The following is a 24,110-nucleotide window of genomic DNA, read 5'->3' as shown; positions in this document are numbered from 1 at the left end:
GCAGCTTTGAAGGTCGCCTTGGTGTGACGCTGGATCATGAGACATCATGGCAAAATGATGCAGGGATGACGGATCGCGCCCATGTCTATGGCATTGCCAATCTTTATTATGGCTTCAGCGAAGGTACAAAGGTCAATGTGGCCGATGAGCAGTTCACACAAGAGCAGCAGCGCCTGTGGGGCGGGCTTGGTGTTGGCGGCTCTTACAACTGGAATGACGACAAGTACTCGATCTATGGCGAGGGTCTGGTCAACACCAGTCTCAACAGCTTTGGCGACAGCTACACGCTCAAGGGCAATCTTGGCTTCCGTGTAAAGTGGTAAAAACCGCTCAATAGTTTGAATTAAGAAAAGGCGGCTTAGAGCATTTCGTAGCCAAATGGAAACATTTGGCGTCCACGACAATGCGTAAAAACAAAGGGTTAGAGCGGTTCTGCCGTTTCCATTAAAATAGGAATCGCTCTAAGAGCCGCCTTTTTTAATCCTCTGCAATAACCCATCTCTGATTGCGCCTCAGGCCAACGAAACAAGATACTTATTAGAGCATTTCTTGTTTTCATGGAAACGGATGAAATGCTCTAATCTCTTGTTTTAGCCGTATTTCTGCTACGCTAGACGATTCCGTCTGGCTGCAAAATGCTCTAACGCACAAGCCAAGCGGAAACAACATATTGTAGATGTAAAGATATAAACATTTCCTTATGTATCTTGACTTCTGGTCGCAACTGTCAGACAAGTGCGCTTGTCATGGCTCTTCAGCCACTCCTTGCGAGTGGCCGGAGCTAAGAGGGAAGCTGGTGCAATACCGGCGCTGCCCCCGCAACTGTAAGCGGCAAGCCGAACTCCAACGATGTCCCTGAGGGTTAAACCTTGGGAAGACGGCAAGGAGGCAAAGCTGCGAGCCAGGAGACCTGCCATGACAAAAATACGTCCACGGGCGGGGTGTCCCGGTGTGCCGTAGCAAAAGCCGCATTGCGGTTTGTTTTGCTATGTGTCCGCTGGCCCTTGCCACAATTTACCGGGTAAGTCATGTCTCAAATTACACTTCCAGCGAGCGCACTTAACGCATCATCGACCAATCGCGGGCTGACTTTGATGAGGGACGACTTTACGTTTCACCTCAAAAGCACTCGACTTGATGAAAATTATCATCCTTCAGACACGACACGCATCACGACCAATTTCGCCAATCTGGCCAGAGGGGAAAACCGTCGGGAAAACCTGCACAATGCTTTGAAGATGATCGACAATCGCTTCAACGCACTGGCGCATTGGGACAATCCAGAAGGTGATCGCTACTGTGTCGAACTTGAAATTATTTCAGTCGAAATGAATATTGATCAAGATGGTCACGTTGACAGCTTCCCGCTGATTGAAATACTGAAGACCAATATTGTTGACCGAAAAACCAACGAGCGCATTGAGGGAATTGTTGGAAATAATTTTTCCTCTTATGTGCGCGATTATGATTTCAGCATCGTGCTGCCCGAGCACAATAAGAACCGTTCCAAGTTCAGCTTTCCAGACAATTTTGGTGATTTGCATGGAAAGCTGTTCAAATATTTCCTCAATTCCGCTGCTTACAAAGCGCATTTCAGTAAAGCGCCGGTCATATGCCTGAGTGCCTCAAGCAGTCAGACATATCGCAGGACTGAAAATCAGCACCCTGTATTGGGCGTTGAATACCGGCAGGGTGAATTGTCCTCGACTGACCTGTATTTCCAGAAGATGGGATTGCAGGTTCGCTATTTCATGCCTCCAAACAGTGTTGCGCCTTTGGCTTTCTATTTTTGTGGCGATCTGCTGGGTGATTACACAAATCTGGAACTTGTCAGCACCATCAGCACGATGGAGACTTTCCAGAAGATTTATCGGCCCGAGATTTATAATGCCAATTCGGCCGCAGGGGTCCGCTATCAGCCCAGCCTGAAGCATCAGGATTATTCGCTGACCCGAATTGTCTATGACCGCGAAGAACGCAGCCGGCTTGCCGTCCAGCAAGGGAAGTTTGCCGAAGAGCGCTTCATCAAGCCGTACAAGGCCATCCTTGAACGGTGGTCCGCCAACTACGCTGCTTGATCAATAGGAATATAAGGTCATCTGTCTTGAAAACACTGTTACCAACCTCAACTGCCGGCAGCCTGCCAAAACCTTCCTGGCTTGCCGAGCCTGAAAAACTTTGGTCACCATGGAAATTGCAGGGCCAAGAACTGATCCTGGGCAAGCAGGATGCCCTGCGTTTGTCTCTTGATGACCAACGACAGGCAGGCATTGATATTGTCAGCGATGGCGAACAGACACGCCAGCATTTCGTGACGACCTTTATCGAGCATCTTGATGGCGTTGATTTTGAAAAGCGTGAGACTGTCAAAATCCGCGATCGCTATGAGGCGAGTGTGCCAACGGTTGTTGGTGCGGTTTCCCGCCCAAAGCCGGTTTTTGTCGAAGATGCAAAATTCTTGCGTCAACAGACCACACAGCCCATCAAATGGGCTCTGCCGGGTCCAATGACCATGATCGATACGCTTTATGATGCCCACTATAAGAGCCGTGAGAAACTGGCATGGGAATTTGCCAAACTTCTCAATGAAGAGGCCAGAGAACTGGAAGCTGCCGGTGTCGATATCATCCAGTTTGATGAACCGGCATTCAATGTGTTTTTTGATGAGGTGAATGACTGGGGCGTCGCCACGCTGGAAAAAGCAATTGAAGGGCTCAAATGCGAAACCGCTGTTCATATTTGCTATGGATACGGCATCAAGGCCAATATTGACTGGAAAAACAGTCTGGGATCAGAATGGCGACAATATGAGGAAGCTTTCCCCAAACTGCAAAAATCCAGTATCGATCTGATTTCTCTGGAATGTCACAACTCACATGTTCCGATGGATCTCATTGAGCTGATCCGGGGTAAAAAGGTCATGGTGGGCGCCATTGACGTGGCGACCAATAGTGTTGAGACGCCCGAAGAGGTTGCCAATACCTTGCGCAAGGCACTGCGGTTCGTCGATGCCGACAAGCTCTACCCATGCACGAATTGCGGCATGGCGCCACTGCCCCGGCATGTCGCGACCGCCAAGCTGAAGGCTTTAAGTACAGGCGCGGAAATCGTCCGGAGAGAACTTTTGGCGTAAAATCAGTCTCTCGAAACCGGAAATCCGTTTCGGGAGACAATTTTTAGTTATAATCACCCATGACGGCAACAAGCAGCGTCCGCAACTTGATAACATTTGGATCAAGCGCTGCGGCAGAACGGTCAATGATCGCAATCTGGGCGCGGGCGGCGGTCTCCAGACATTGCTGTTCTGGCACTGACAGGATCCAGTCAATAAAAATGTCTTCCGGTGGCGGGAGTGATGAAATTGTGGCAACGGCTTTCAGATCAGGCATGTGCCCCTTCATCATGCTGCTCTTGTGTCGGGATGTTGTCATGCCTCGATCTCCAGCGGCGTGAGGAGTTTTGAGCAGCAAGCCAGAATAAAACCTTCCGTAACTTCCTCGTCGAGAATGCCGCCATTGTGATCCATTTCGACCTCGCCGGAGAGTTTTTTCACCTTGCAGGTTCCGCACAGGCCAAATTCACAGGCGGCAGAAATGCGCACCCCTCCTGCCCGGGCAGCCTGAAGCACAGTCTGGCCGGGCAGGCATGAGGCCTGAACATCGGACAGCGTAAATTGCACCGACATGGCTTGTGATGACTGGTCAGTCTCGGCATTAGTGAAAGGCGCTGTCACGGCTTCGACAGCAGGCGCAGCAAAGCTCTCCTGATGATACTGCTCCATGTTGAAACCGACAGTTTCGAGCATGTCACGTACTGCGTTCATGAAGGGCTCCGGTCCGCAACAGAACACTTCACGCTCTCGAAAATCGGGCGACAGCAGCGGCATGCGCACAGCGTCAATGCGCCCGATATGACCAAACCAGCTTTCTCGGCTGGAGCGCTCCTCAATCAGAAACCCCAGCGTCAGGCCCGGCATGGCGCTGCCCAAAAGCTCAAGCTCCTTGCGGAAGATGATCTCTTCTGGTCGGCGTGCACAATTAACGAAGGTGACATCTGTCCATGGGGCGCAATCATTCAGCCAGCGTAGCATGGACATCATCGGCGTGATGCCCGAACCAGCCGACAGGAAAAGATATTTTGCCGCCGGATAGTTGTGATGGGAAAAACTGCCGGCCGGACCAAAGGCGCGGATGTGAGACCCGATCTTCAGGTTTTCAAACATCCAGCGTGTGCCGATGCTGCCAGCTTGCGCCTTCACCGTCACGGCGATGGAAAATGGCCGCGAAGGGGACGAAGACAGCGTATAGGTACGAAGCAGCGGCTCTTCCCCGACCGGCAGTTCCAGCGTCATGAACTGGCCGGGCTGATAGCGAAACCAGGTCTGGTTATCCGAGCGGAAAGTAAAGGTTTTCACCTCCGGCGCCTCATCGATGATCCCGATGACTTCCAGCACCTGAAGACGGTCGTCCCAGGGCGTCATCTCATCAAGAAAACGATAGAGGGAGGGATCGTTCATGGCATTCATCGCTCCCTCCTTACGCGGCCTTGCGTTGTTTTGCGCTTTCTTCTTCCTCCAGCCGCTTGCCGATGAAATCCGCATACCAGTCGACGAACTGCATCACGCCACCTTCATGGATGGGTGAATAGGGACCGGGCTGATAAGCGGGCGACTTGATGCCGAAAGCGTTTTCTTCAACGATGCGGCGATCTTCGTCATTGGTCATGGACCAGACATGGGTGAGTTCATCCACCGTATAGTCAACGCCCTCCACCGCATCCTTGTGTACCAGCCATTTGGTCGTCAGTGCGGTTTCGGTGGGGCTGATCGGCAACACCCGGAAGGTGGTGGCATGATCGATCAGCACATGGTTCCATGTCGTGGGATAATGATAGAGCATCAATGTGCCGATACGATCGGCTGAAACACTATCTGACAGATTTCTGGCCACGGCCCGCTTGCCCGTCATCGTGTAGCTGACTGCATCGCGCAAAAGCGGCGCGCGCGTGGCGCGGTACTGGCCTGCATCGTCCAGATGAAACCACGCCGGCAAGCCCGCAGCCTCACAATGTTGCCAATGCGCCACCATCTCAGGGTCGCTTTCGACACTGGGAACTCCGGTTGCGCCCGGCGCTTCAGGGAAAGTCTTGCACAATTCAGGGTGATTGGCCGCGCAATGATAACATTCACGGTTGTTTTCCCAGACCAGCTTCCAGTTGCCCTTTTCAATGATGGTGGTCTCATGAGCAATTTTGGCGTTCAGCAGGTTGTGGGGAGCAAAATAAGGCTCCATCATGGTGCGGAACGGTGCAAAATCAGCAGGTTCGTCAGCCAGGCAGATGAAAATATAGCCAGCCACGCTTTCGCAGGCGACCGGCTTCATGCCAAAATCCTCCTTGCAGAAATCTTCATTCATCTCGCGGGCAAAGACCAGCGAACCATCCAGGTCATAGGTCCATTGATGATAGGGGCAGACCAGTTTTGCAGCCGTCCCCTTATGGGCGGTGCAGACGCGGCTGCCACGATGGCGGCAGGTGTTGTGCAGGGCGCGGATAACACCATCCCTGCCGCGCACGATCACCACCGGATGATCGCCCACCTGAACCGTAAAATAGGAACCGGGCTTTTCAAGCTCGCAATCATGGCCGACAAACAGCCAATCACGGTACCAGATCAGTTCAAGGTCAAGTTGGAAGAAATCCGGGTCAATGTAAAAAGGCTGTTGCAGGGAAAACCCGTCCCGCCTTTCACGAAGCTGCCTCAGCATTTCAGTGCGCATATCCATGTCCGTCCTCGCAATTCAACAAGAACTGAACTTGGTGGTGATTTCAGGGGAAGAAGGCTTGCAGGCATGGCTTGCCCGAAACACTCTGCCGCTTGACCGCCCACCGCGATCAGTCAGGATTAAAACAATCCGGGGCTGGTTTCCGGGCTCCGAAGCTGGCCTTGTCAGACCTGTCCCGACACCTTCCCGGGCTCTTGCCCAGTGGCTTTTGTCGGGTTTTTTAGCTTCGCTACCGTTGCGGGGGCAGCGCCGGCGTTAAACCGGCTTCCCAATTATCCTGCCGGGAAAACCGGCAAGCACCTCGAATGCCTTACATGATCACGGATGACGCCTGCCATGCCAGTGTGAAAACGACATGGCGCAAGACAGAGGCGACAGGCTCAATCCCATGAAAGCGCCCCGCCATTTTGATATTCGATCACCCGGGTCTCAAAAAAGTTCTTTTCCTTCTTCAGATCCATTGCTTCCGACATCCACGGGAACGGGTTTTCGGTTTCGGCAAACACCGGCGCAAGGCCAAGCTGGGCGCAGCGGCGATTGGCGATGAAGTGCATATATTGCTCGCACAGCGCCGCGTTCAGCCCGAGGAAGCCGCGCGGCATCGTATCGCGGCCATAGGCGGCTTCAAGTTCGGCCGCATCGACCAGCATTGCGCGAATCTCATCCTGAAACTCTTTGGTCCACAGATGCGGGTTCTCGATCTTGATCTGGTTGATGACGTCGATGCCGAAATTCAGGTGGATCGATTCGTCACGCAATATGTATTGATATTGCTCGGCGATGCCGACCATCTTGTTGCGGCGGCCAAGCGACAGGATCTGGGCAAAGCCGGTATAGAACCACATGCCCTCAAACACGACATAGAAGGCGACGAGATCGCGCAGGAACTGCTGGTCGGACTCCGCTGTACCGGTGGTAAAATCCGGGTTGTCGAGGTTCTGCGTGTGGCCGAGCGCCCATGCCGCCTTGTCGGTGATCGACGGCACTTCGCGATACATGTTGAACAGTTCCCCCTCATCGAGGCCGAGGCTTTCGACAATATACTGGAAAGTATGGGTGTGGATTGCCTCCTCAAAAGCCTGACGCAGCAGATATTGCCGGCATTCCGGGTTGGTCAGGTGACGATAGATGGCCAGCACGATGTTGTTGGCCACCAGAGATTCGGAGGCGGCGAAGAAACCAAGATTGCGCTTGAGCATGCGGCGCTCATCCTCGGTCAGCCCGTCCTTCGACTTCCACAGCGCAATGTCAGCCTGCATGGAAACCTCGGTCGGCATCCAGTGATTATTACAGCCAGCGAGGTATTTTTCCCATGCCCAGTGATATTTGAGCGGCAAAAGCTGGTTAACGTCGGCGCGCGCATTGATCATGCGCTTGTCATCGACGGTGACGCGGGCGGCACCCCGCTCGATCGCGCCAAGGCCGGTGGCGTCGGCTTCCGCATTGAGCGCGATAAGGTTGGCCGGGGCGGCCTTCGGTTCGGACCAGTCGAGCATTTTTTCTTCCTTCCTTATTGATGGGCCCTTGTTGGTGGCGGCTGCTTACTGGCAGGCTTCGCAATCGGGGTCATCGATGGTGCAGGCCTTGCCCCATGCGGCGTTTGGATCGATCTCAATGGGAACTGCTGCAACCGTGGCCGACACCGCATTGAGCTTGCCGTCCGTGCCCTTCAGCGTCGATTTCTCGACATGGGTGGCCGAGCGCGAGCGCAGATAATAGGTCGTTTTCAGACCCTTCCTCCACGCCAGCCGGTAGAGTTCATCAAGTTTTTTTCCTGACGGATTGGCGATGTAGAGGTTGAGCGACTGCGCCTGATCAATCCATTTCTGGCGGCGCGAGGCGGCTTCGACCAGCCATGCGACATCGATTTCGAAAGCGGTGGCGTAAAGCGCCTTCAGATCGTCGGGAATGCGGTCGACTGCACCGATGGACCCATCAAAATATTTCAGGTCCGAAACCATGACCTCATCCCACAGGTCGCGGGCCTTCAGATCACGCACCAGTTGCGCATTCACCACGGTGAAGTCGCCCGACATGTTCGATTTGACAAACAGGTTCTGATAGGCTGGCTCGATCGACTGCGACACGCCGCAAATGTTGGAAATCGTTGCCGTCGGCGCAATCGCCATTGTGTTGGAGTTGCGCATGCCAATGGTTCTGACGCGGCTTCGCAAGGCTTCCCAGTCAAGTGTCGAGGAGGTATCCATCTCCACACCGGGCCGTGCCTGTTCCAGCAGCGCAATCGAGTCGATCGGCAAAATGCCCTTCGACCATAGCGAGCCATCGAAGCTGGCATAGCGGCCCCGCTCCGCCGCCAGATCGACCGAAGCCGAAATTGCGTGATAGCTGATCGCTTCCATCGACTGGTCAGCAAATTTTACCGCTTCATCGGAGGAGTAGGGAATGCGCAGTTTCTGGATTACATCCTGAAAACCCATCAGGCCAAGGCCGACCGGGCGATGCTTCAGATTCGAGGCCCGTGCCTCGGGAATGGTATAGAAATTGATGTCGATGACATTGTCGAGCATGCGCATCGCCGTGCCGACAGTTTTCGCCAGCCGGTCGAGATCAAGCCCCTGTTCGGTGACGTGATTGAGAAGGTTGACCGAGCCGAGATTGCAGACCGCGACCTCATCCTTTGAGGTGTTGAGCGTGATCTCGGTGCACAGATTGGATGAATGCACAACGCCGACATGGCCCTGTGGCGAGCGGATGTTGCACGGATCCTTGAAGGTAATCCACGGATGGCCGGTCTCAAACAGCATGGTCAGCATCTTGCGCCACAGATCGAGCGCCCGGACCTTGCGGAACACTTTTAGCTTGCCAGCCGCTGCCCATGCCTCATAGCCCTCATAGGCCTTGCGGAACGAATTGCCGGTGAGGTCGTGCAGGCAGGGGGTCTCGTCGGGTGAGAACAGCGTCCATTCGCCGTCCTCCTCCACCCGTTGCATGAACAGGTCCGGCACCCAGTTTGCCGTGTTCATGTCATGGGTGCGGCGGCGGTCGTCGCCGGTGTTTTTTCTCAGATCGAGGAATTCCTCAATATCGATGTGCCAGGTCTCCAGATAGGCACAGACCGCACCCTTGCGCTTGCCGCCCTGGTTGACGGCAATCGCCGTGTCATTGGCGACTTTCAGGAACGGCACCACCCCCTGGCTTTCGCCATTGGTGCCCTTGATATGCGCGCCAAGGCCACGCACCGGCGTCCAGTCATTGCCAAGCCCGCCCGAATATTTGGCCAGCAGCGCATTGTCCTTGACGCCTTTGAAGATCGCTTCCAGATCATCACCAATGGTGGTCAGGAAGCAGGAGGAAAGCTGCGGTCGCGTCGTGCCTGAATTGAACAGGGTCGGCGTCGAGGCCATGAAATCAAAGGACGACAGCAGGTCGTAGAACTCGATGGCGCGCGCCTCGCGGTCGATTTCGCGTATAGCCAGCCCCATGGCGACGCGCATGAAGAAGGCTTGCGGCAGCTCAAAACGCTTGGCCCCGGTGTGCAGGAAATAACGGTCATAAAGCGTCTGAAGGCCGAGATACTGGAAATTCAAATCCCGCTCCGGCTTGAGTGCGGCACCCAGACGGGCAAGGTCGAAGCGGTCAAGTTCGGGGTCAATCAGCCCGGCATCAATGCCGGTCTTTACGAAATCCGCGAAATAAGTGGCATAACGCCCGCTCATCTCTCCTTGCGTCGCCTGCTCGGCGCGGCCGGAAACAAGCGTCAGCGCCTCGCGGCGCAGCCTGTCGAGCAACAGGCGAGCGGAGACGAAAGCGTAATTCGGCTCCTGCTCGATCAGCGTACGCGCGGCCAGGATTGGCGCCAGTGACAATTCGTCGAGCGAGACCCCATCATAGAGATTTCGCTGCGTCTCGGTGAGGATCGCGTCGGCTGACACCGCCTCCAGACCCTCGCAAGCCTCGCTGACCACCGCCGCCAGCCGCGCCTGATCGAGTGGTGAAAGCGTGCCGTCCTCAGCGCGGACATTGAGTTTGGGGGCGGCGGTCTCGATGCTGTCTGCCTTTGCGGCGGCACGCTCACGGGCGCGGTCTTCGCGATAAAGCACATAGGCGCGGGCAACGCGGTGATGTTCGCCGCGCATCAAGGCCAGTTCGACCTGATCCTGCACATCCTCAATGTGGAAGGTGCGGCCTTCGCCAATCCGCCGCGTCAAAACCGTCACCACCTGTTCGGTCAGTTCCGCAACAATATCATGCACGCGCCGCGATCCGGCTGCGGTAGACCCTTCGACTGCCAGGAAGGCCTTGGTCAGCGCCACTGTGATCTTGACCGGGTCGAACGGCGTCACCGCCCCGTTGCGGCGGATTACACGCCAGCCGGGTTCGACGGGCGGCTGCATCGAAGATTGTAATGAGATCGGAGCCGAATGGCTCTCCTTGGTCTGGATCGAAACGCTTGCCGACATCTTGTCCCCGTGGCGCTGTGGACGGGGATCTGGAGGAACGCATGCCGGCTGGACGCGGCATCACCGCGCATACAGGCAAGGCGCACCGCCGGGACACCCCGCCCGAGGTTCGTTCAACATCGCCATGGCAGGTCTCCTGGCTCGCAGGTCATTGTCACTGTCCAGCCTTCCCGGTGTCTTCACACCAGTGGCATTATGCGGACAGCAACTTGCTGCTTACAGTTGCGGGGGCAGCGCCGGATTTGCGAAATACACGCACCGGCTTCCCTCTTAGCTTCCAAGAAAAACGACTCGGAAGAACCATAACGACATACATCTAGTATGTGACAGGAATTTAATGTCAACAGGTAGAGATTCGTCATCCGATAATAAGTGCCACCTGTTTCGCCCTCTTCGCTTGCCGCGAATGAAAATGGGGGCAAACGCTTGGAACACAGCGTGAGTTTCTGCCTGATCGTGTCAGAGCATTTCAACCGGTTTCGTGAATGGCGATCACGCTGGCACAGTCGCCCGCCTTCACCAGACCGGGGAAGTGGCGGGCGACCAGCAGGCCGTCCATCTTTGCGTGGATTTCCTGCGGGGCAACACCGGTGCGGCCCGTGCCCCACACCCGCGCAATCACCATTCCCTTTGTTACCGTACCACCAAGATCAACCATGGTTTCGATCATCCCGTCTTCTTGCGCGAAGGCAAAGCAATCATCACCCGGCATATCCAGCCATGTTGTTGGTGTCTGTTCGACCACGCCGTCAACCAGCCCTGCATGGCGCAGCACGTTCAAGACACCCTTGCGTGCAATCTGCACGGTTTGGGCGCGCGATGTGCCGCCACCGCCCAGCTCTGTGGTGATAAACACCTTGCCCATCTCTTCGGCAGTCGTGTCGTACATGCCGACAGCGTCGATTTCGAGCATGCGCATCGAATAGGGCGCGCAAAATGCTTCGACTGCGGCGAATGCTCGCCGCTCCTGCTCCTTGTCCGGCAGAATATGGGCAGCACAGAATGGCAGAAAATCGAGCGTGCGTCCGCCCGAATGAAAGTCGAGCACAAGATCGGCGTGTGGCAGCAAATGGCGGGTGATATAGTCGGCGATCTTTTCCGTTACCGTGCCGTCGGGTCGGCCCGGAAAGCTGCGGTTCATATTGCCCTTGTCAATCGGCGAGGTGCGCGTTCCTACCCGAAATGCCGGATAATTCATGCCTGGAATGATGATGATTGTGCCAGCCACATCCTCCAGCTTCAGGCTGCGCGCCAGATCATAAAGCGCCAGCGGTCCTTCATATTCGTCACCATGATTGGCCCCGGTCAACAATGCGGTTGGTCCGCTTCCATTGCGGATCACGCAAATCGGTACCATCACCGAGCCCCATGCGGAATCGTCACGGCTATAAGGCAGCCGTAAAAAACCATGTTGCACCCCTTGCGCATCAAGATCGATGGTGGGCGAGATCGGTGACGGGCGAAGATGCTTGTCCAACATGTCAGGTCTCATGCAAGTTGCTCGATATATTTAGTCAAAGAAGGGAGGAGAAAAATACGGCCCATATCCTTCTTGCCTCATGCCTTCACAAACAATTCCCGTGGCACATTGGCCAGACACTCGACACCTGTTTCGGTAATCAGAATGGATTCGGTGATCTCCAGCCCCATATCTTCCAGCCACAGGCCGGTCATGAAATGGAAGGTCATGCCGGGTTTCAGCTCGGTTCTGTCACCGGGCCTCAGGCTCATGGTGCGCTCACCCCAGTCCGGCGGATAAGACAGGCCGATCGAATAGCCGGTGCGGTTATCCTTGACGATGCCGTATTTCTTCAAAACACCGAAAAACCCGTTGGCGATGTCTTCACAGGTGTTGCCGGGCCGGGCCGCGGCAAGACCGGCTTCCATGCCTTCCAGTGTCGCCTTTTCGGCATCCAGAAATGCCTGTGTCGGCTTGCCGAGGAAAACAGTGCGTGACAGCGGCACATGATAGCGGTTGTAGCAACCGGCAATCTCGAAAAAAGTGCCTTCATTGACGCGCATCGGCTTGTCGTCCCATGTCAGATGCGGGGCTGATGCATCTGCACCCGATGGCAGCAATGGGACGATGGCCGGATAGTCACCGCCAAAACGACCGTCAGGGCCGTCAACACCGCGTATTGCGACATCATAGATTTCTGCAACAAGATCGCATTTGCGCATCCCGACCTCGACACGGTCAAGAATGCGGGCATGCATTGCTTCGACAATGCGCGCTGCCTTGCGCATATAGTCGATTTCAGTTGCGCTCTTGATGGCGCGCTGCCAGTTGACCAGCGCCGTGGCATCGGTAAAGCGCGCATTGGGCAGCCCCTTTTGCAACGCGGCAAAGGCAGCAGCAGAAAACCAGTAATTGTCCATCTCGACACCGATCACCAGCCTGTCGAGGCCGCGATCAGCCAGAACCGTGGAGAGAAAATCCATCGGATGACGCTCGGTTGACTGCACATAGTGATCGTCATAGCCAATGATATTGCCATGATCGAGATAGGCGGTGCGCCTGGCACCATTGGCATCCTGCCCGCGCCCGTACCAGATCGGCTCACCGGTCGGCGGCACAATCACCGCCTGATGCACGTAAAACGACCAGCCATCATAGCCGGTCAGCCAGGCCATGTTGGATGGGTCGCTGACAATCAGCGCGTCGATGCCTTTTGCCTCCATGGCATGGCGCGTTTTGGCCAGCCGTGCGGCATATTCCTCGCGGGTAAATTTCAAAGAAGCCGATGTCATGTTACGAAACTCCTCGGTTCAACTGTCAAAATTTGTGCCGACACCGGCATTGGCCGCATGGTCTCGCGCCAATGTGGCAATGGCCGTGTCCTGAACGCCGGTGCCGGTCAGATCGCAGATCGTGATGTCTTGCCTGCTCTGGCGACCGGCTGACTTTCCCGCAATCACCTGGCCCAATTCGGCAAAACCCGCCTCCGCATCAATCAGGCCCGCCTTGATGGCATGGTGCAATTCACCCAGAACCCGCGTCTGGCCAAGACGGTCGGCAACATAAAGTGTTGCGCGTTGTAAAACTGCCGGATCAATCTCGTTCTTGTGCTCGGCGTCCGACCCCATTGCGGTCACATGCTGTCCTGCCTCCAGCCATTTTGCATGCAGAATCGGTATCTCGCTCGGCGTCGTCGTCACGATGATGTCGGCGCCTGCAACCGCTTGCACCCCATCAGCAAAGGCGCGCACATCAATGCCAAGCTCAGCGCGCAGTGCCTGTGCCAGCGCTTCGGCTTTGGCGACATTGCGCGCCCATATCCGTGCCTCGCGGATCGGGCGCACCAGCATCAGTGCTTCCAGTTGCAACCGCGCCTGCATCCCGGCCCCAAAAATTGCCGCAATAGTGGCGTCATTGCGCGCCAGATATTTTGCAGCCACGGCGCCCGCTGCCGCTGTGCGCATATCCGTCAGATAGCCATTATCAAGCAGCAGCGCCTCAATCAGCCCGGTCTTTGCCGACAACAGCACCATCATGCCATTGACGCTTGGCAACCCGAGCTTGGGATTGTCGAAAAAGCCGGGGCTGATCTTGATGGCAAAGCCGTCGATCCCCGGCACATAGGCTGTCTTGACGTCAACTTCGCCGCGATGTTCGGGAATATCGAGCCGCAGGATCGGCGGCATCGCCACCTTTTTGGTTTCCAATGCTAAAAACGCATTTTCAACGCAGGCCACCGCCTCCAGATCAAGCCTCACGATTACCCGCAAATCCGCTTCGGTAAGGATCATCATCCGGCTCATTGCAATTGCTCCCCACAAATGACGCGCCGGTGCAAATCCATGTCGATATTGCGCCCTGACAGGATCAGCGCCACTGGCCCGCGCGGAACCACCTTATCCGCCAGCAATGCGGCAATACCCACCGCACCAGCCCCTTCGACGATCTCGCGTTCCTCATGATAGGCGTGGACAATACCGGCTGCGATTTCTTCTTCTGACAGCAAGATCACGCCATCGAGCAGATCGCGGCACATGGCAAATGTATGACGATTGGCAAGTCCGATGCCGCCACCAAGCGAATCTGCCAGCGTTTCGTCTTCACGCACCTGCACCGGGTGGCCTGCCGTCAAGCTTGCCTGCATGGCTGCCCCGCGCGCCATCGATACGCCGATCACCCGTACCTGCGGGCGCAAGCTTTTGACCGCTGCCGCTACGCCAGACGCCAGCCCACCGCCCGACAATTGCACCAATAGCGTATCGAGTTGCGGTAGATCCTCGATCAGCTCCAGCCCGATTGTTCCCTGTCCGGCAATCACGCCTGCATCATCAAACGGCGGCACCATCGTCATGCCCTGCTGCGCCACCAGAAGCTCGGCTTGTGTCTGCGCGTCGTCCTGACTGTTACCGACAATGCAGATTTGCGCGCCAAGTTTGGCAATCGCATCACGCTTGTTGTGCGGCACCAGTTGCGACATGCAGATCGTTGCATCAATGCCTTCAAGCCCTGCGGCATAGGCCAGCGCACGGCCATGATTGCCGGTTGAAGCGGCGACCACGCCACGCCGGCGCTCATCCTCACCAAGCATCGCCACCGCATTGGTGGCGCCCCGCAGCTTGAACGCCCCGGTCGGCTGATGGTGCTCCATTTTCATGTAAACCGGCACACCACAGCGCTGCGACAAATCATCTGACGGCTGCAATGCGGTGCGGGTGACCTTGCCTGTAATGCGCATCTGTGCTGCGCGTATATCTTCCAGTGACACGGTCATGGCGCGGCCAAGGGCAGGGTAAACACCTGTCCGCGTTCCGGCATGGCGCGGTCATCGCCACACAGTCGCAGGCACATCCATGCGGTTGCCTGATTGCTCGTCACCACCGGCTTGCCGAGCGCAGCCTCAATATCGGCTGCGGCTTCTGCCGCGCGCAACGCCGTGCATAAAACAATCAGCGCATCAGCTTGCGGGTCCATTGCCTCACGCGCCAGTTCGACCAGCGTTTCGGGTGCAATGCGCGCCATTTCGCGGTCGTCATCCATGCCAAGGCAGGTAAAACTTGCCACCTCAAAGCCGCTTTTTGCGAAATATGCGGCCACCGGCGCGCTGGTTTCGGCCAGATAGGGCGTCAAAATACTGATGCGCCTTGCGCTCAGCGCCTGCAATGCCTTGAGGGTTGCCAGCGGTGGTGTCACCACCGCGACGCCGGGTTTGCTAGCTTGAAATGCAGCCGCCACTGCATCGTCACCGATCACCACCGATGCCGAGTTGCAGGAATAGCAAAGCACGTCGAGGTCTTCGCCCGGCAGGATCAGCCCGGCTGCCGCGCTCAAGGCTGGTTGCATGGCGCGCAAATTCTCCGGGGTCGTTGGGTTGGCATAGGCAAGGCGGGCAACGTAAACGCCGATCTGTTTACTTGCCACCATGCGGGCATAGTCCGGCTCGGTGGTGTGGTCGGTTGCCAAAATCACCAGCCCGACACGGGCGTCGCATGGCCGCACCTCAAGCGGCGGTTTCACAGTGCGCTGATGAATGTTCAATGTTGTCATCTTATCGCTCCACCCGGCCATAACGCCGCTCCAGCCAGCGCAGTCCGAACACGGAGATGATCGAAATCACCAGGAAGAACACGCCCACCATCGTCATCGGCTCGATATAGCGATAATTGGTGTTGGCGATGCTGCGCGCCTGATTCATCAGTTCGAGCACAGTGATTGCTGACAACAGCGGCGTTTCCTTAAACATGGCGATAAAATAATTCGCCAGTGCCGGGATCATTGGCGGGATGGCCTGCGGCAGGATCACATGCACCCATGTCTGCAACGGGTTGAGATTGCAGGCTTTGGCCGCCTCCCACTGGCCGCGTGGCACATTGTCGATGCCACCGCGATAAACCTCGGCTACATAGGTGCCGTAATGCAGGCCAAGCCCGATGACGCCAGCCACCAGCGGCGACAGCAAAATTCCTGCCGATGGCAGAACGTAAAACAGGAAATAAAGCTGCACCAGAAGCGGTGTGCCGCGAATGAATTCGGCCATAAACCCGATTGGCCGCGCAATATAGGGGTTCGGCGAGCGGCGCAGCACCGCAAACAGCAGTCCAACGATGGCGGCCAGCACTGAACCCAACAGCGTTGCGATGATGGTGATCTTGAACCCTTCCAAAAGGGTCGGCATGATCTGCCAGACGAATTCCCAATCCCATTCCATCAGCTGCGCACTCCGTCGAGGCCACGTGTCAGGCGGCGTTCCAGCCAGCGCATGAAGGCGGAAATTGCCATCGCCATCGCAAAATAGAGTATCAGGATTGTTGCAAAGGGAATGAGCGTGCTGCCGGTTTGCGCCCGCACCACCTGTGCCTGAAAGGTCATGTCAGACAGCGAGATCAGCGACACGATGGCTGTTGCCTTCAACAGCTCGATGGCATTGTTGCCAAAGGTCGGCAGCATCAGGATCACGGCCTGTGGCAAGATGACATGGCGCATGGTCTGGTAGCGCGACAGGTTGACCGCCACGCAGGCTTCAAACTGTTCACGACCGATCGACTGCACCGCACCGCGCACGGCTTCGGCTCCATAGGCGCCGACATTGAGGCCCAGCGCCAGCACACCGGCCTGCATTGAGGTCAGATCAAATCCCAGCAGTGGCAGAACGAAATAGGCCCAGAACAACTGGACGAAAATCGATGTGCCACGGAAAAATTCAATATAGACGGTTGCCAGCCAGCGCAGCGCTGCAATCTGCGACAGCCGCCCAAACCCGGCAATAAACGCCATCACCAATGCCAGCGCACACCCCATCAAGGTCAACTGGACTGTCACCAGCGCGCCTTGCAGGATCAGGCCGAGATATCCGGACCAGTCGATCATCGGTTGTCACGCCTCGCTCGTTGTCGCCGCACAAAGAAAAAACCGCTGTCAGACATGAAATCCCGCGCCATCATGGCCAGATCGGTAAATGATGGAAAATGATGCGGCCCTCTTTACCCATGCGGGAGAAGAAGGCCGCGTGTTTTTACTCACTGCGCAGCACAGAGTTTTTCGCGCGATGTTGACATTGCTGCCGCTGCCGAGAAGCCATAAGGCTCGACAATCTCGGCGAATTCGCCTGATTCTTTCAGCTTGGCCAGTTCGACGTCGAACGCATCGCGCAAAGCCTCATCACCCTTGCGGAAGGCAGCGCCATCGCAATAGACCGGCGCATCCGAAACCGGCGCGACCATTTCCAGGCTGTCATCATTGGCCAGCCGCATCAGATCGCTGATCGACAGCACCGGCAGCGAATAGACATCAAGGCGGCCATCCTGCAACATGCGCAGCCCGCTCTGGCCGTCCGGCACCACGACAACGCGGTCACGCGGCACACCGGCATCAAGCGCCAGCCGCTCTTCGGTGCCGCCGCCCGGCGCGCCGATGGTGGCATCAGCATGGGCAGCGATATCAGCAAAAGTGTTCAACCCTTTCGGGTTGCCCTTCTTGACCAGAAAAGCTTCTGCGTCACACAGGATCGGTTCCGAATAAGCCACCGCCTCGCAGCGGTCCTTCTTCATGAACAGACCGGCAGTGACCACATCATGGCGGCGTGCCTGAAGGCCCGGAATCATCGCCCCATATTCGGAGATCGATGCAGCAACTTCCGGTACGCCCAGACGCTCAAACACGGCCTTGGCGACATCCGGTCCAGCCCCCGAAACCTTACCGTCAGCCGCGACCGCCGTAAAGGGCGGCTCGTTGGCAATGGCGATACGGGCAAAGCCCTGCTCCTTGAGCTGCTCAAGCTTGGGGTTGTCCTGCGCCTGCGCACCAATGGCGATGGCAGCAATGGCCGTGGCGGCGGCAATCCCGCCGATAATCAATTTCCTCATATTCCTGCTCCCTTGTTCCCTGGAATTTTCGTTGTCGCCTGCGGTCAGACCCGATGGCCCGCCGCGATGATCTTTTTCAAAAACGCTTGCGTACGTTCCTGCTTTGGATTGGAAAAAATTTCGTTGGGCGTGCCTTCCTCGACAATGCTGCCCTTGTCGAAAAACAGCACCCGGTCGGCAAAATCATGCGCAAACCCCATTTCATGAGTGACCAGCAGCATTGTCGTGTCGGTTTCGGCGGCAAGCTTGCGCATGACATTCAGCACTTCCTCGACCAGTTCCGGATCAAGTGCCGAGGTCACCTCATCAAACAGCATGATTTTTGGCGACAGCGCCAATGCGCGGGCAATCGCCACACGCTGTTTCTGACCGCCGGACAGTTGCGCGGGCATATTTCTGGCCCTGTCAGCCATGCCGACCATGTCAAGCAGTTCCATCGCCCGTTTTTCGGCATCAATGCGTGGCACTTTCTTGGTCAGGCGCGGGGCCAGCGTCACATTGTCGATCACCGATTTATGCGGAAACAGATTGAACAACTGAAACACCATGCCGATCTTCTGGCGCATTTTGGCAAGGTGGCGTTCATTGGCCGGCACCAGTCCGCTGCCATTTTTTTGCATATGGTAGAGCTGTTCGCCTTCGATCTGGATATGACCGCCATTGATCTGTTCCAGCGTCATCAGAATGCGCAGGATCGTCGTCTTGCCGGAGCCGGATGGCCCGATCAATGCCAGCTTCTCGCCCGGCATCACCTGCATCGACAGATTGTCCAGCACCTTCAGCGCGCCGAAGCTTTTGCTGATTTTGTCGATGTTGATGATAGGCGCAGTCATCCGGCCGCTTCTCCCCGTTGCGCCCCTAACGATGGGGAAGGCTTCAAATCATGTCAATTAGAAAATAATATCATGACAATTTAGATCGAAGACGAGGCCATTCAACCCGCCGGATTTTCTGTGTTTTTTGCAGCAATCCAAATTCGATCGGCTGCAGCTCAAATCGCCAGCAGCACATGTTCGGGGTCAGCCATCAGCAAATTGGCAACGACGCCCAGCCCGGTTCGCAATTCCTCCTCGCTGGTCGAGCCAAGCGACAGCCGCACCGCTGGTGTGCGAAACATGTCGGCGATCTGGAACGACACGCCCGGCGCAATCGCCACCCCTTGCAAGCGCGCCTGAGCAACAAAGGTTTCCTCAACCTGCCCCTTCGGCAGGTCAAGCCAGATGTGCAGGCTTTCCGGCTGCGCCCAGAACGCCGATTGCGATAAAACCTCAGCAGCAATTGCATGACGCTTGTGGATCGCCTCGCGTTGCCAGTCCACGAGTTCGGCGGCGGTTCCGTCCTGAACCCAGCGTGTTGCAATCTCCGCCATCAAGGGCGTCGCCATCCAGTTCGACACCAGATGACGATTGGCGACAGCTGCCACATAACGGTCGGGTGCAACCAGATATCCAATGCGCAGACCCGGAACAGCAACCTTGGTGAAACTGGTGACGTAAAATGTGCGCTCCGGTGCAAGTGCTGCAATTGGCGGTGTGGTGCGGCTGACCAGCGGGCCGAGAATGTCATTTTCGATAATGGCAATATCGTGCTTGCGTGCGACAGCAACCAGGGCGGCCCGCCGCTCTTCGCCCATCAGCGTTGCCGTCGGGCTGGTTGCTGACGGCTGGACAAAGACAGCCCGGATATTGCCGCGCTTGCAGGCGTCCTCCAGCGCTTGCGGCAAGATCCCCTCGCGGTCGATCGGCAGGCCCTCAAGCTGAAAGCCGAGATAGCTGGCCAGCGGCACCAGTGTGTGATGACCAATAGCCTCGGTCGCCACTGTCGCCCCTTGCGGTGCGGCAGTCATCAGCGCCACCGTCATGCCAGCGGTCGCACCATTGGTGACACTGATATTGAGCGGCGAGACTTCCAGCCCGCAGCCCAGCAACCATTCGACCGCCGCAAGGCGATGACGCGGAAAGATATTGTTGGGCCGGAACGACAACACGGCGCTCGGCGGCAGGTCCTGCGCCAGTTGTCCCAGTGCCGCGCGCATCTTGTCCAGATGTAGCGGTTCGCATACCGGCTTGAGGATCGACAAATCGATCAGATTACCCATGCGTTCCGGCAGATAAGGCGGTGCTGGCTCCGGCTGGCGCGCCTGCACAAAAGTCCCGCGCCCGATCTCGCCTGACACCAGCCCCCGCCGGATTAGTTCCTCATAGGCCCGGCTGATTGTCTGAACCGACAAATTCATCTCATCTGCCAGTTGCCGATGCGTCGCCAGCCGGGCGCCGTTTTCCAGATGTCCTTCATGAATGGCCCGCGCAATCTGATCCGCCAGCGAAAGATAGGCTGGACGGCGAATGAGATCAGGATCGGGGCGCCATATTGTCATGAGTTCATTAGTGACGCTAATCATGTCAATTGACAATCCCGATTCCGAAACACATGCTGCCCTATGACCGCACCCAGACTTGATGCTATCGACCTGAAAATCCTCGACGCGATTCAGCGTGATGGACGCATAACCAAGCTTGCGCTGGCCGAAAAGGCCGGATTATCGCCCACCCCCTGCTGGACGCGACTGGCGCGGCTGGAAAAAGCAGGCATCATTGCCGGATATCATGCACGGCTTGATTTGCGCCTTGTTGCGCCGGTGACCGGGGTGTTGATCGAAATTACACTGGGAAGCCACCGGCAGGCCGATTTCGAGCGCTTCGAGCGCGTCATCCGCACCTGCCCGGAAGTGGTGGCCTGCTGGTCGGTCGGCGGTGGCATCGACTATATGGTCAAGGTCGCAGCACGCGACATCGATGCCTATCAGCGCTTTGTCGATTCACTGCTTGAACGCGAAATCGGCATTGACCGCTATTTTACCTACATCATCACCCGCACGGTAAAAGACGAGGTGGTGCAGCCGCTGATGCAATTGCTGTCGCCGGAAGATTAAGGGGGAGAGGGAGAATTTCTCTGCCAGCGGGAATTTCAACAGTTGTTTTCTCTGCAAAGAAAGCCGCAAACAGTCTCCTTCTCCGGCAATCCACATTTAGGCTGATGGCATCCTTTCCATTGCGAGGCCATCATGTCTGCTACACTTGCCCGCACAATTCGCCACAAGGCGTTTGATCATCTTGCTGACCGGCGGCTGCATCGCGAACTTGCTTATATCGGTGGGCACTGGACTGCTAGCGAAAACGGTGAGGGTTTTAACGTCAGCGATCCGGCAACCGGCGCAAACCTTGCCTGGGTGGCAAAACTTGGCCGCACCGAAACGGTGCAAGCCATTGATGCAGCGTCCGATGCCTTCCCGCAATGGCGCGCTTTGCTGCCGCAACAACGCACCGCAATCCTGCAACGATGGTTCGAACTGATTGTCGCCGCAAAGGAAGACCTTGCGCTGCTGATGACACTTGAACAGGGCAAGCCGCTGAATGAGGCGCGCGGTGAAATCGACTATGGCGCTTCATTCGTTGAGTGGTATGCGCAAGAAGCGCGGCGTGTGAATGTCGAAAACATCACCAGCCATCTGCCTGACGCAGAAATGATGGTGCGGCGCGAGCCATTGGGTGTGGTTGCGCTGGTGACGCCGTGGAATTTTCCCTGCGCCATGCTGACCCGCAAGGCCGCCGCAGCGCTTGCCGCCGGCTGTACAATTGTTGCGCACCCATCCTCCGAGACGCCCCTGTCTGCTCTGGCGCTGGCTGAACTTGGTGAACGTGCGGGTCTTCCCGCAGGTGTGTTCAACGTCGTGACAGGTGACGCAAAAACCATTGTTGGTGAGTTGTGCAAGGATGCGCGGGTGCGTGTACTCAGCTTCACCGGCTCAACCGAAATCGGCCGGCTGATTGCGGCACAATGCACGCCGACGATGAAACGGCTGGTGATGGAACTGGGCGGTCACGCGCCGCTGATCGTGTTTGATGACGCCGACATCGACAAGGCGGTCGAGATCGCCATCGATGCCAAATTCGCCACCTCCGGGCAGGATTGCCTTGCCGCCAACCGCATCTATGTCCAGCGCGGCATTTATGAACGCTTTTGCACGGCTTTTGCGGCGCAAATTGCTGCGCTCAAGGTTGGCATGGGGCTGGAGGATGGCGTCGAGATCGGCCCGCTGATGCACGAACGCGGCATCACCAAGGTTGAGGAACAGGTGGCGGATGCGCTTGCCTGCGGCGCAAAATGCCTGACAGGCGGAAAACGTCACATTGCAGGCAAACTGTTTTTCCAGCCCACTCTGCTTGTCGATGTGCCGGACAGCGCCCGCATCATGCATGAGGAAACCTTTGGGCCGGTTGCTGCCGTCACTGTCTTTGACAATGAAGCCGAAGTGATCACCCGCGCCAACGCCACCGAATATGGCCTTGTTGCCTATGTGGTGAGCGAGAATGGCGCCCGCCAATTGCGCATGGGCCGTGCGCTTGACTATGGCATGGTGGCGATCAACCGGGTCAGGATTACCGGCGCGCCGGTGCCATTTGGCGGGGTCAAGCAATCTGGCCTTGGCCGCGAAGGCGCCCGCCACGGTCTCGAAGCTTTTACCGACCTGAAATATCTGTGTCTCGATGCCGCCTGATGCGGCGCAATGATGAGGATCTCGACCATGCCCAACCGCTCCAACGAACTGACCGCGTGGGACCGCGACCACTTCTTTCATCCCTCCACCCATATGGGCATGCACGCCCGCGGTGAAACGCCAACGCGGGTGATGGCGGGCGGTGACGGCGTATGGGTCCACGACATTTCGGGCAAGAAAAGCCTTGATGCCTTTGCCGGTCTTTATTGCGTCAATGTCGGTTATGGCCGTACGGAAATTGCTGAAGCCATTGCAAAACAGGCGCATGAACTGGCCTATTACCACGCTTATGTCGGCCATGGCACCGATGCCTCGATCACGCTGTCCAAGATGATTATCGACCGCGCACCTTCGCATATGAGCCGGGTTTATTTCGGCCTGTCCGGTTCTGACGCCAATGAAACCAACATCAAGCTGATCTGGTATTACAACAATATTTTGGGTCGCCCGGAAAAAAAGAAGATCATCTCGCGCTGGCGTGGCTATCATGGCTCCGGCGTCATGACCGGCTCATTAACGGGGCTTGAAGTGTTTCATAACGCCTTTGACCTGCCGCGGCCCCCGGTCCTGCACACCGAGGCCCCCTATTATTTCCGCCGTAACGATCGCTCGATGTCGGAAGAACAATTCTCACAGCATTGTGCCGACAAGCTTGAAGAATTGATCCTCGCAGAAGGGCCGGAAACCATTGCCGCCTTTATCGGCGAACCGATCCTTGGCACCGGCGGGCTGGTGCCGCCACCTGCCGGTTATTGGGCAAAAATTCAGGCCGTGCTGGAAAAATATGATGTGCTGCTGGTTGCCGACGAAGTCGTTACCGGATTTGGCCGCCTCGGCACGATGTTCGGCTCTGATCATTACGGCATGAAGCCCGACCTCATCACCATCGCCAAGGGGCTGACCTCGGCCTATGCGCCGCTGTCAGGCACCATTGTCGCCGAAAAAATGTGGGATGTGCTGGTGCAAGGCTCCGACGAACTTGGTGTGATTGGCCATGGCTGGACCTATTCGTCACATCCGATTTGCGCGGCAGCAGGCGTTGCCAATCTGGAACTGATCGACAAGCTCGATCTCGTCACCAATGCCGGGGAAACTGGAAACTATTTCCGCCAGAAGCTTGCAGACGCGGTTGGTTCGCACAAGCATGTCGGTGAGGTGCGCGGCGATGGCATGATGGCGGCCATCGAGTTTGTGTCTGACCGCGATGACCGCGTTTTCTTCGATGCGTCTGAAAAGATCGGCCCACAGATTGCGGCGGCCCTGCTGGAGCGCGGCGTTATCGGCCGCGCCATGCCGCAAGGCGACATTCTGGGCTTTGCCCCACCGCTGTGCATGAGTCGCGAAGAAGCTGACATCGTGGTCGAAAAGACCGCAGAAGCGATAAACGCTATATTTGGTCGCTGACATCAAAAAGCACGCAGTACTGGACCGGAAACTGGCGCCAGTTTTCGGTCTGCTGCTCTAGGTCACATACCCATTAATTGGATTCCCAAGGCGGGCCTATTCTGATTCACTGCTTACCAGAGCAGG

21 protein-coding genes and 3 riboswitches are annotated in these 24,110 nt (G+C 56.7%); of the genes, 6 read left to right on the top strand and 15 right to left on the bottom strand.

The window, feature by feature from the left end:
• The 3 genes from ACFPLB_RS06135 to ACFPLB_RS06125 form a co-directional block, all read left to right on the top strand.
• The coding region (locus ACFPLB_RS06135) for an autotransporter outer membrane beta-barrel domain-containing protein (protein WP_378228492.1) at window positions 1-323 on the top strand (323 nt) is incomplete at its 5' end.
• Between the two features lie 407 nt (window positions 324-730).
• A riboswitch (cobalamin riboswitch) is annotated at window positions 731-932 on the top strand.
• Between the two features lie 162 nt (window positions 933-1,094).
• Entirely contained in the window at window positions 1,095-2,078 is a 984-nt protein-coding gene (locus ACFPLB_RS06130; RefSeq protein WP_378228491.1) for a DUF1852 domain-containing protein, read from the top strand.
• 26 nt (window positions 2,079-2,104) lie between these two features.
• Window positions 2,105-3,133: a methionine synthase gene (locus tag ACFPLB_RS06125; protein ID WP_378228490.1), complete on the top strand. Its 1,029-nt coding sequence runs from the start codon at window positions 2,105-2,107 to the stop codon at window positions 3,131-3,133.
• A 43-nt stretch (window positions 3,134-3,176) separates the two neighbouring features.
• Here the strand turns inward: ACFPLB_RS06125 and ACFPLB_RS06120 are convergent, their stop codons facing one another.
• The 15 genes from ACFPLB_RS06120 to ehuR form a co-directional block, all read right to left on the bottom strand.
• On the bottom strand, window positions 3,177-3,431 hold the full coding sequence (locus ACFPLB_RS06120; RefSeq protein ID WP_378228489.1) for a hypothetical protein: 255 nt from the start codon (window positions 3,429-3,431) through the stop codon (window positions 3,177-3,179).
• The gene (locus tag ACFPLB_RS06115; RefSeq protein ID WP_378228488.1) at window positions 3,428-4,516 is read right to left on the bottom strand and encodes an FAD-binding oxidoreductase; all 1,089 of its coding nucleotides are present in this window, start codon (window positions 4,514-4,516) and stop codon (window positions 3,428-3,430) included. The genes ACFPLB_RS06120 and ACFPLB_RS06115 overlap by 4 nt, the downstream gene beginning before the upstream one ends.
• A 19-nt stretch (window positions 4,517-4,535) precedes the next feature.
• Entirely contained in the window at window positions 4,536-5,783 is a 1,248-nt protein-coding gene (locus ACFPLB_RS06110; protein ID WP_378228487.1) for an aromatic ring-hydroxylating oxygenase subunit alpha, read from the bottom strand.
• A 116-nt stretch (window positions 5,784-5,899) separates the two neighbouring features.
• Window positions 5,900-6,102, bottom strand: a riboswitch (cobalamin riboswitch).
• 61 nt (window positions 6,103-6,163) lie between these two features.
• Complete coding sequence (locus ACFPLB_RS06105) at window positions 6,164-7,279, bottom strand: ribonucleotide-diphosphate reductase subunit beta (protein WP_378228486.1); 1,116 nt, start codon at window positions 7,277-7,279, stop codon at window positions 6,164-6,166.
• A 45-nt stretch (window positions 7,280-7,324) separates the two neighbouring features.
• Window positions 7,325-10,138, bottom strand: coding sequence for a ribonucleoside-diphosphate reductase subunit alpha (locus ACFPLB_RS06100; protein WP_378228494.1), 2,814 nt, complete (start codon window positions 10,136-10,138; stop codon window positions 7,325-7,327).
• 175 nt (window positions 10,139-10,313) lie between these two features.
• Window positions 10,314-10,524: riboswitch (cobalamin riboswitch) on the bottom strand.
• Window positions 10,525-10,673: 149 nt separating this feature from the next.
• Window positions 10,674-11,684: a N(2)-acetyl-L-2,4-diaminobutanoate deacetylase DoeB gene (doeB, locus tag ACFPLB_RS06095; protein ID WP_378228485.1), complete on the bottom strand. Its 1,011-nt coding sequence runs from the start codon at window positions 11,682-11,684 to the stop codon at window positions 10,674-10,676.
• Window positions 11,685-11,761: 77 nt separating this feature from the next.
• On the bottom strand, window positions 11,762-12,955 hold the full coding sequence (doeA, locus tag ACFPLB_RS06090) for an ectoine hydrolase DoeA (protein ID WP_378228484.1): 1,194 nt from the start codon (window positions 12,953-12,955) through the stop codon (window positions 11,762-11,764).
• An 18-nt stretch (window positions 12,956-12,973) separates the two neighbouring features.
• Window positions 12,974-13,966, bottom strand: a complete 993-nt coding sequence (eutC, locus tag ACFPLB_RS06085; RefSeq protein WP_378228483.1) for an ectoine utilization protein EutC — start codon at window positions 13,964-13,966, stop codon at window positions 12,974-12,976.
• A complete protein-coding gene (gene eutB / locus ACFPLB_RS06080) occupies window positions 13,963-14,934 on the bottom strand; it encodes a hydroxyectoine utilization dehydratase EutB (RefSeq protein WP_378228482.1) in 972 nt (323 codons plus the stop codon). The genes eutC and eutB overlap by 4 nt, the downstream gene beginning before the upstream one ends.
• The gene (gene eutA, locus ACFPLB_RS06075) at window positions 14,931-15,707 is read right to left on the bottom strand and encodes an ectoine utilization protein EutA (RefSeq protein ID WP_378228481.1); all 777 of its coding nucleotides are present in this window, start codon (window positions 15,705-15,707) and stop codon (window positions 14,931-14,933) included. The genes eutB and eutA overlap by 4 nt, the downstream gene beginning before the upstream one ends.
• Window position 15,708: 1 nt before the next feature.
• A complete protein-coding gene (ehuD, locus tag ACFPLB_RS06070; protein ID WP_378228480.1) occupies window positions 15,709-16,368 on the bottom strand; it encodes an ectoine/hydroxyectoine ABC transporter permease subunit EhuD in 660 nt (219 codons plus the stop codon).
• Window positions 16,368-17,027, bottom strand: a complete 660-nt coding sequence (gene ehuC / locus ACFPLB_RS06065; protein WP_378228479.1) for an ectoine/hydroxyectoine ABC transporter permease subunit EhuC — start codon at window positions 17,025-17,027, stop codon at window positions 16,368-16,370. The genes ehuD and ehuC overlap by 1 nt, the downstream gene beginning before the upstream one ends.
• 149 nt (window positions 17,028-17,176) lie before the next feature.
• Window positions 17,177-18,022, bottom strand: a complete 846-nt coding sequence (gene ehuB, locus ACFPLB_RS06060; RefSeq protein WP_378228478.1) for an ectoine/hydroxyectoine ABC transporter substrate-binding protein EhuB — start codon at window positions 18,020-18,022, stop codon at window positions 17,177-17,179.
• 44 nt (window positions 18,023-18,066) lie between these two features.
• The gene (ehuA, locus tag ACFPLB_RS06055) at window positions 18,067-18,855 is read right to left on the bottom strand and encodes an ectoine/hydroxyectoine ABC transporter ATP-binding protein EhuA (protein ID WP_378228477.1); all 789 of its coding nucleotides are present in this window, start codon (window positions 18,853-18,855) and stop codon (window positions 18,067-18,069) included.
• Window positions 18,856-19,013: 158 nt separating this feature from the next.
• The gene (gene ehuR / locus ACFPLB_RS06050) at window positions 19,014-20,399 is read right to left on the bottom strand and encodes a MocR-like ectoine utilization transcription factor EhuR (RefSeq protein WP_378228476.1); all 1,386 of its coding nucleotides are present in this window, start codon (window positions 20,397-20,399) and stop codon (window positions 19,014-19,016) included.
• Window positions 20,400-20,462: 63 nt separating this feature from the next.
• Between ehuR and ACFPLB_RS06045 the strand changes: the two genes are divergently transcribed.
• The 3 genes from ACFPLB_RS06045 (at window position 20,463) to ACFPLB_RS06035 (ending at window position 23,984) form a co-directional block, all read left to right on the top strand.
• On the top strand, window positions 20,463-20,954 hold the full coding sequence (locus ACFPLB_RS06045; RefSeq protein ID WP_378228475.1) for an Lrp/AsnC family transcriptional regulator: 492 nt from the start codon (window positions 20,463-20,465) through the stop codon (window positions 20,952-20,954).
• A gap of 132 nt (window positions 20,955-21,086) precedes the next feature.
• On the top strand, window positions 21,087-22,580 hold the full coding sequence (locus tag ACFPLB_RS06040) for an NAD-dependent succinate-semialdehyde dehydrogenase (RefSeq protein ID WP_378228474.1): 1,494 nt from the start codon (window positions 21,087-21,089) through the stop codon (window positions 22,578-22,580).
• 27 nt (window positions 22,581-22,607) lie between these two features.
• Window positions 22,608-23,984, top strand: a complete 1,377-nt coding sequence (locus tag ACFPLB_RS06035) for an aspartate aminotransferase family protein (RefSeq protein WP_378228493.1) — start codon at window positions 22,608-22,610, stop codon at window positions 23,982-23,984.
• The last annotated feature ends 126 nt before the right edge of the window (window positions 23,985-24,110 follow it).

It is taken from the genome of Aquamicrobium segne, from assembly GCF_042656785.1.
GTDB classification, from domain to species: domain Bacteria; phylum Pseudomonadota; class Alphaproteobacteria; order Rhizobiales; family Rhizobiaceae; genus Mesorhizobium; species Mesorhizobium segne.
The sequence above is the reverse complement of the archived record's forward strand: the minus strand, read 5'-3'. Positions and strand labels throughout refer to the sequence as shown.

What these genes read in the sequence shown, in the direction of transcription:
- ACFPLB_RS06130 (WP_378228491.1), top strand. Translation starts at nt 1,095, where the DNA reads ATGAGGGACGACTTTACGTTTCACCTCAAAAGCACTCGACTTGATGAA.
- ACFPLB_RS06120 (WP_378228489.1), bottom strand. Translation starts at nt 3,431, where the DNA reads ATGACAACATCCCGACACAAGAGCAGCATGATGAAGGGGCACATGCCT.
- ACFPLB_RS06115 (WP_378228488.1), bottom strand. Translation starts at nt 4,516, where the DNA reads ATGAACGATCCCTCCCTCTATCGTTTTCTTGATGAGATGACGCCCTGG.
- ACFPLB_RS06110 (WP_378228487.1), bottom strand. Translation starts at nt 5,783, where the DNA reads ATGGATATGCGCACTGAAATGCTGAGGCAGCTTCGTGAAAGGCGGGAC.
- ACFPLB_RS06105 (WP_378228486.1), bottom strand. Translation starts at nt 7,279, where the DNA reads ATGCTCGACTGGTCCGAACCGAAGGCCGCCCCGGCCAACCTTATCGCG.
- ACFPLB_RS06100 (WP_378228494.1), bottom strand. Translation starts at nt 10,138, where the DNA reads ATGCAGCCGCCCGTCGAACCCGGCTGGCGTGTAATCCGCCGCAACGGG.
- doeB (WP_378228485.1), bottom strand. Translation starts at nt 11,684, where the DNA reads ATGTTGGACAAGCATCTTCGCCCGTCACCGATCTCGCCCACCATCGAT.
- doeA (WP_378228484.1), bottom strand. Translation starts at nt 12,955, where the DNA reads ATGACATCGGCTTCTTTGAAATTTACCCGCGAGGAATATGCCGCACGG.
- eutC (WP_378228483.1), bottom strand. Translation starts at nt 13,966, where the DNA reads ATGAGCCGGATGATGATCCTTACCGAAGCGGATTTGCGGGTAATCGTG.
- eutB (WP_378228482.1), bottom strand. Translation starts at nt 14,934, where the DNA reads ATGACCGTGTCACTGGAAGATATACGCGCAGCACAGATGCGCATTACA.
- eutA (WP_378228481.1), bottom strand. Translation starts at nt 15,707, where the DNA reads ATGACAACATTGAACATTCATCAGCGCACTGTGAAACCGCCGCTTGAG.
- ehuD (WP_378228480.1), bottom strand. Translation starts at nt 16,368, where the DNA reads ATGGAATGGGATTGGGAATTCGTCTGGCAGATCATGCCGACCCTTTTG.
- ehuC (WP_378228479.1), bottom strand. Translation starts at nt 17,027, where the DNA reads ATGATCGACTGGTCCGGATATCTCGGCCTGATCCTGCAAGGCGCGCTG.
- ehuB (WP_378228478.1), bottom strand. Translation starts at nt 18,022, where the DNA reads ATGAGGAAATTGATTATCGGCGGGATTGCCGCCGCCACGGCCATTGCT.
- ehuA (WP_378228477.1), bottom strand. Translation starts at nt 18,855, where the DNA reads ATGACTGCGCCTATCATCAACATCGACAAAATCAGCAAAAGCTTCGGC.
- ehuR (WP_378228476.1), bottom strand. Translation starts at nt 20,399, where the DNA reads ATGACAATATGGCGCCCCGATCCTGATCTCATTCGCCGTCCAGCCTAT.
- ACFPLB_RS06045 (WP_378228475.1), top strand. Translation starts at nt 20,463, where the DNA reads ATGACCGCACCCAGACTTGATGCTATCGACCTGAAAATCCTCGACGCG.
- ACFPLB_RS06040 (WP_378228474.1), top strand. Translation starts at nt 21,087, where the DNA reads ATGTCTGCTACACTTGCCCGCACAATTCGCCACAAGGCGTTTGATCAT.
- ACFPLB_RS06035 (WP_378228493.1), top strand. Translation starts at nt 22,608, where the DNA reads ATGCCCAACCGCTCCAACGAACTGACCGCGTGGGACCGCGACCACTTC.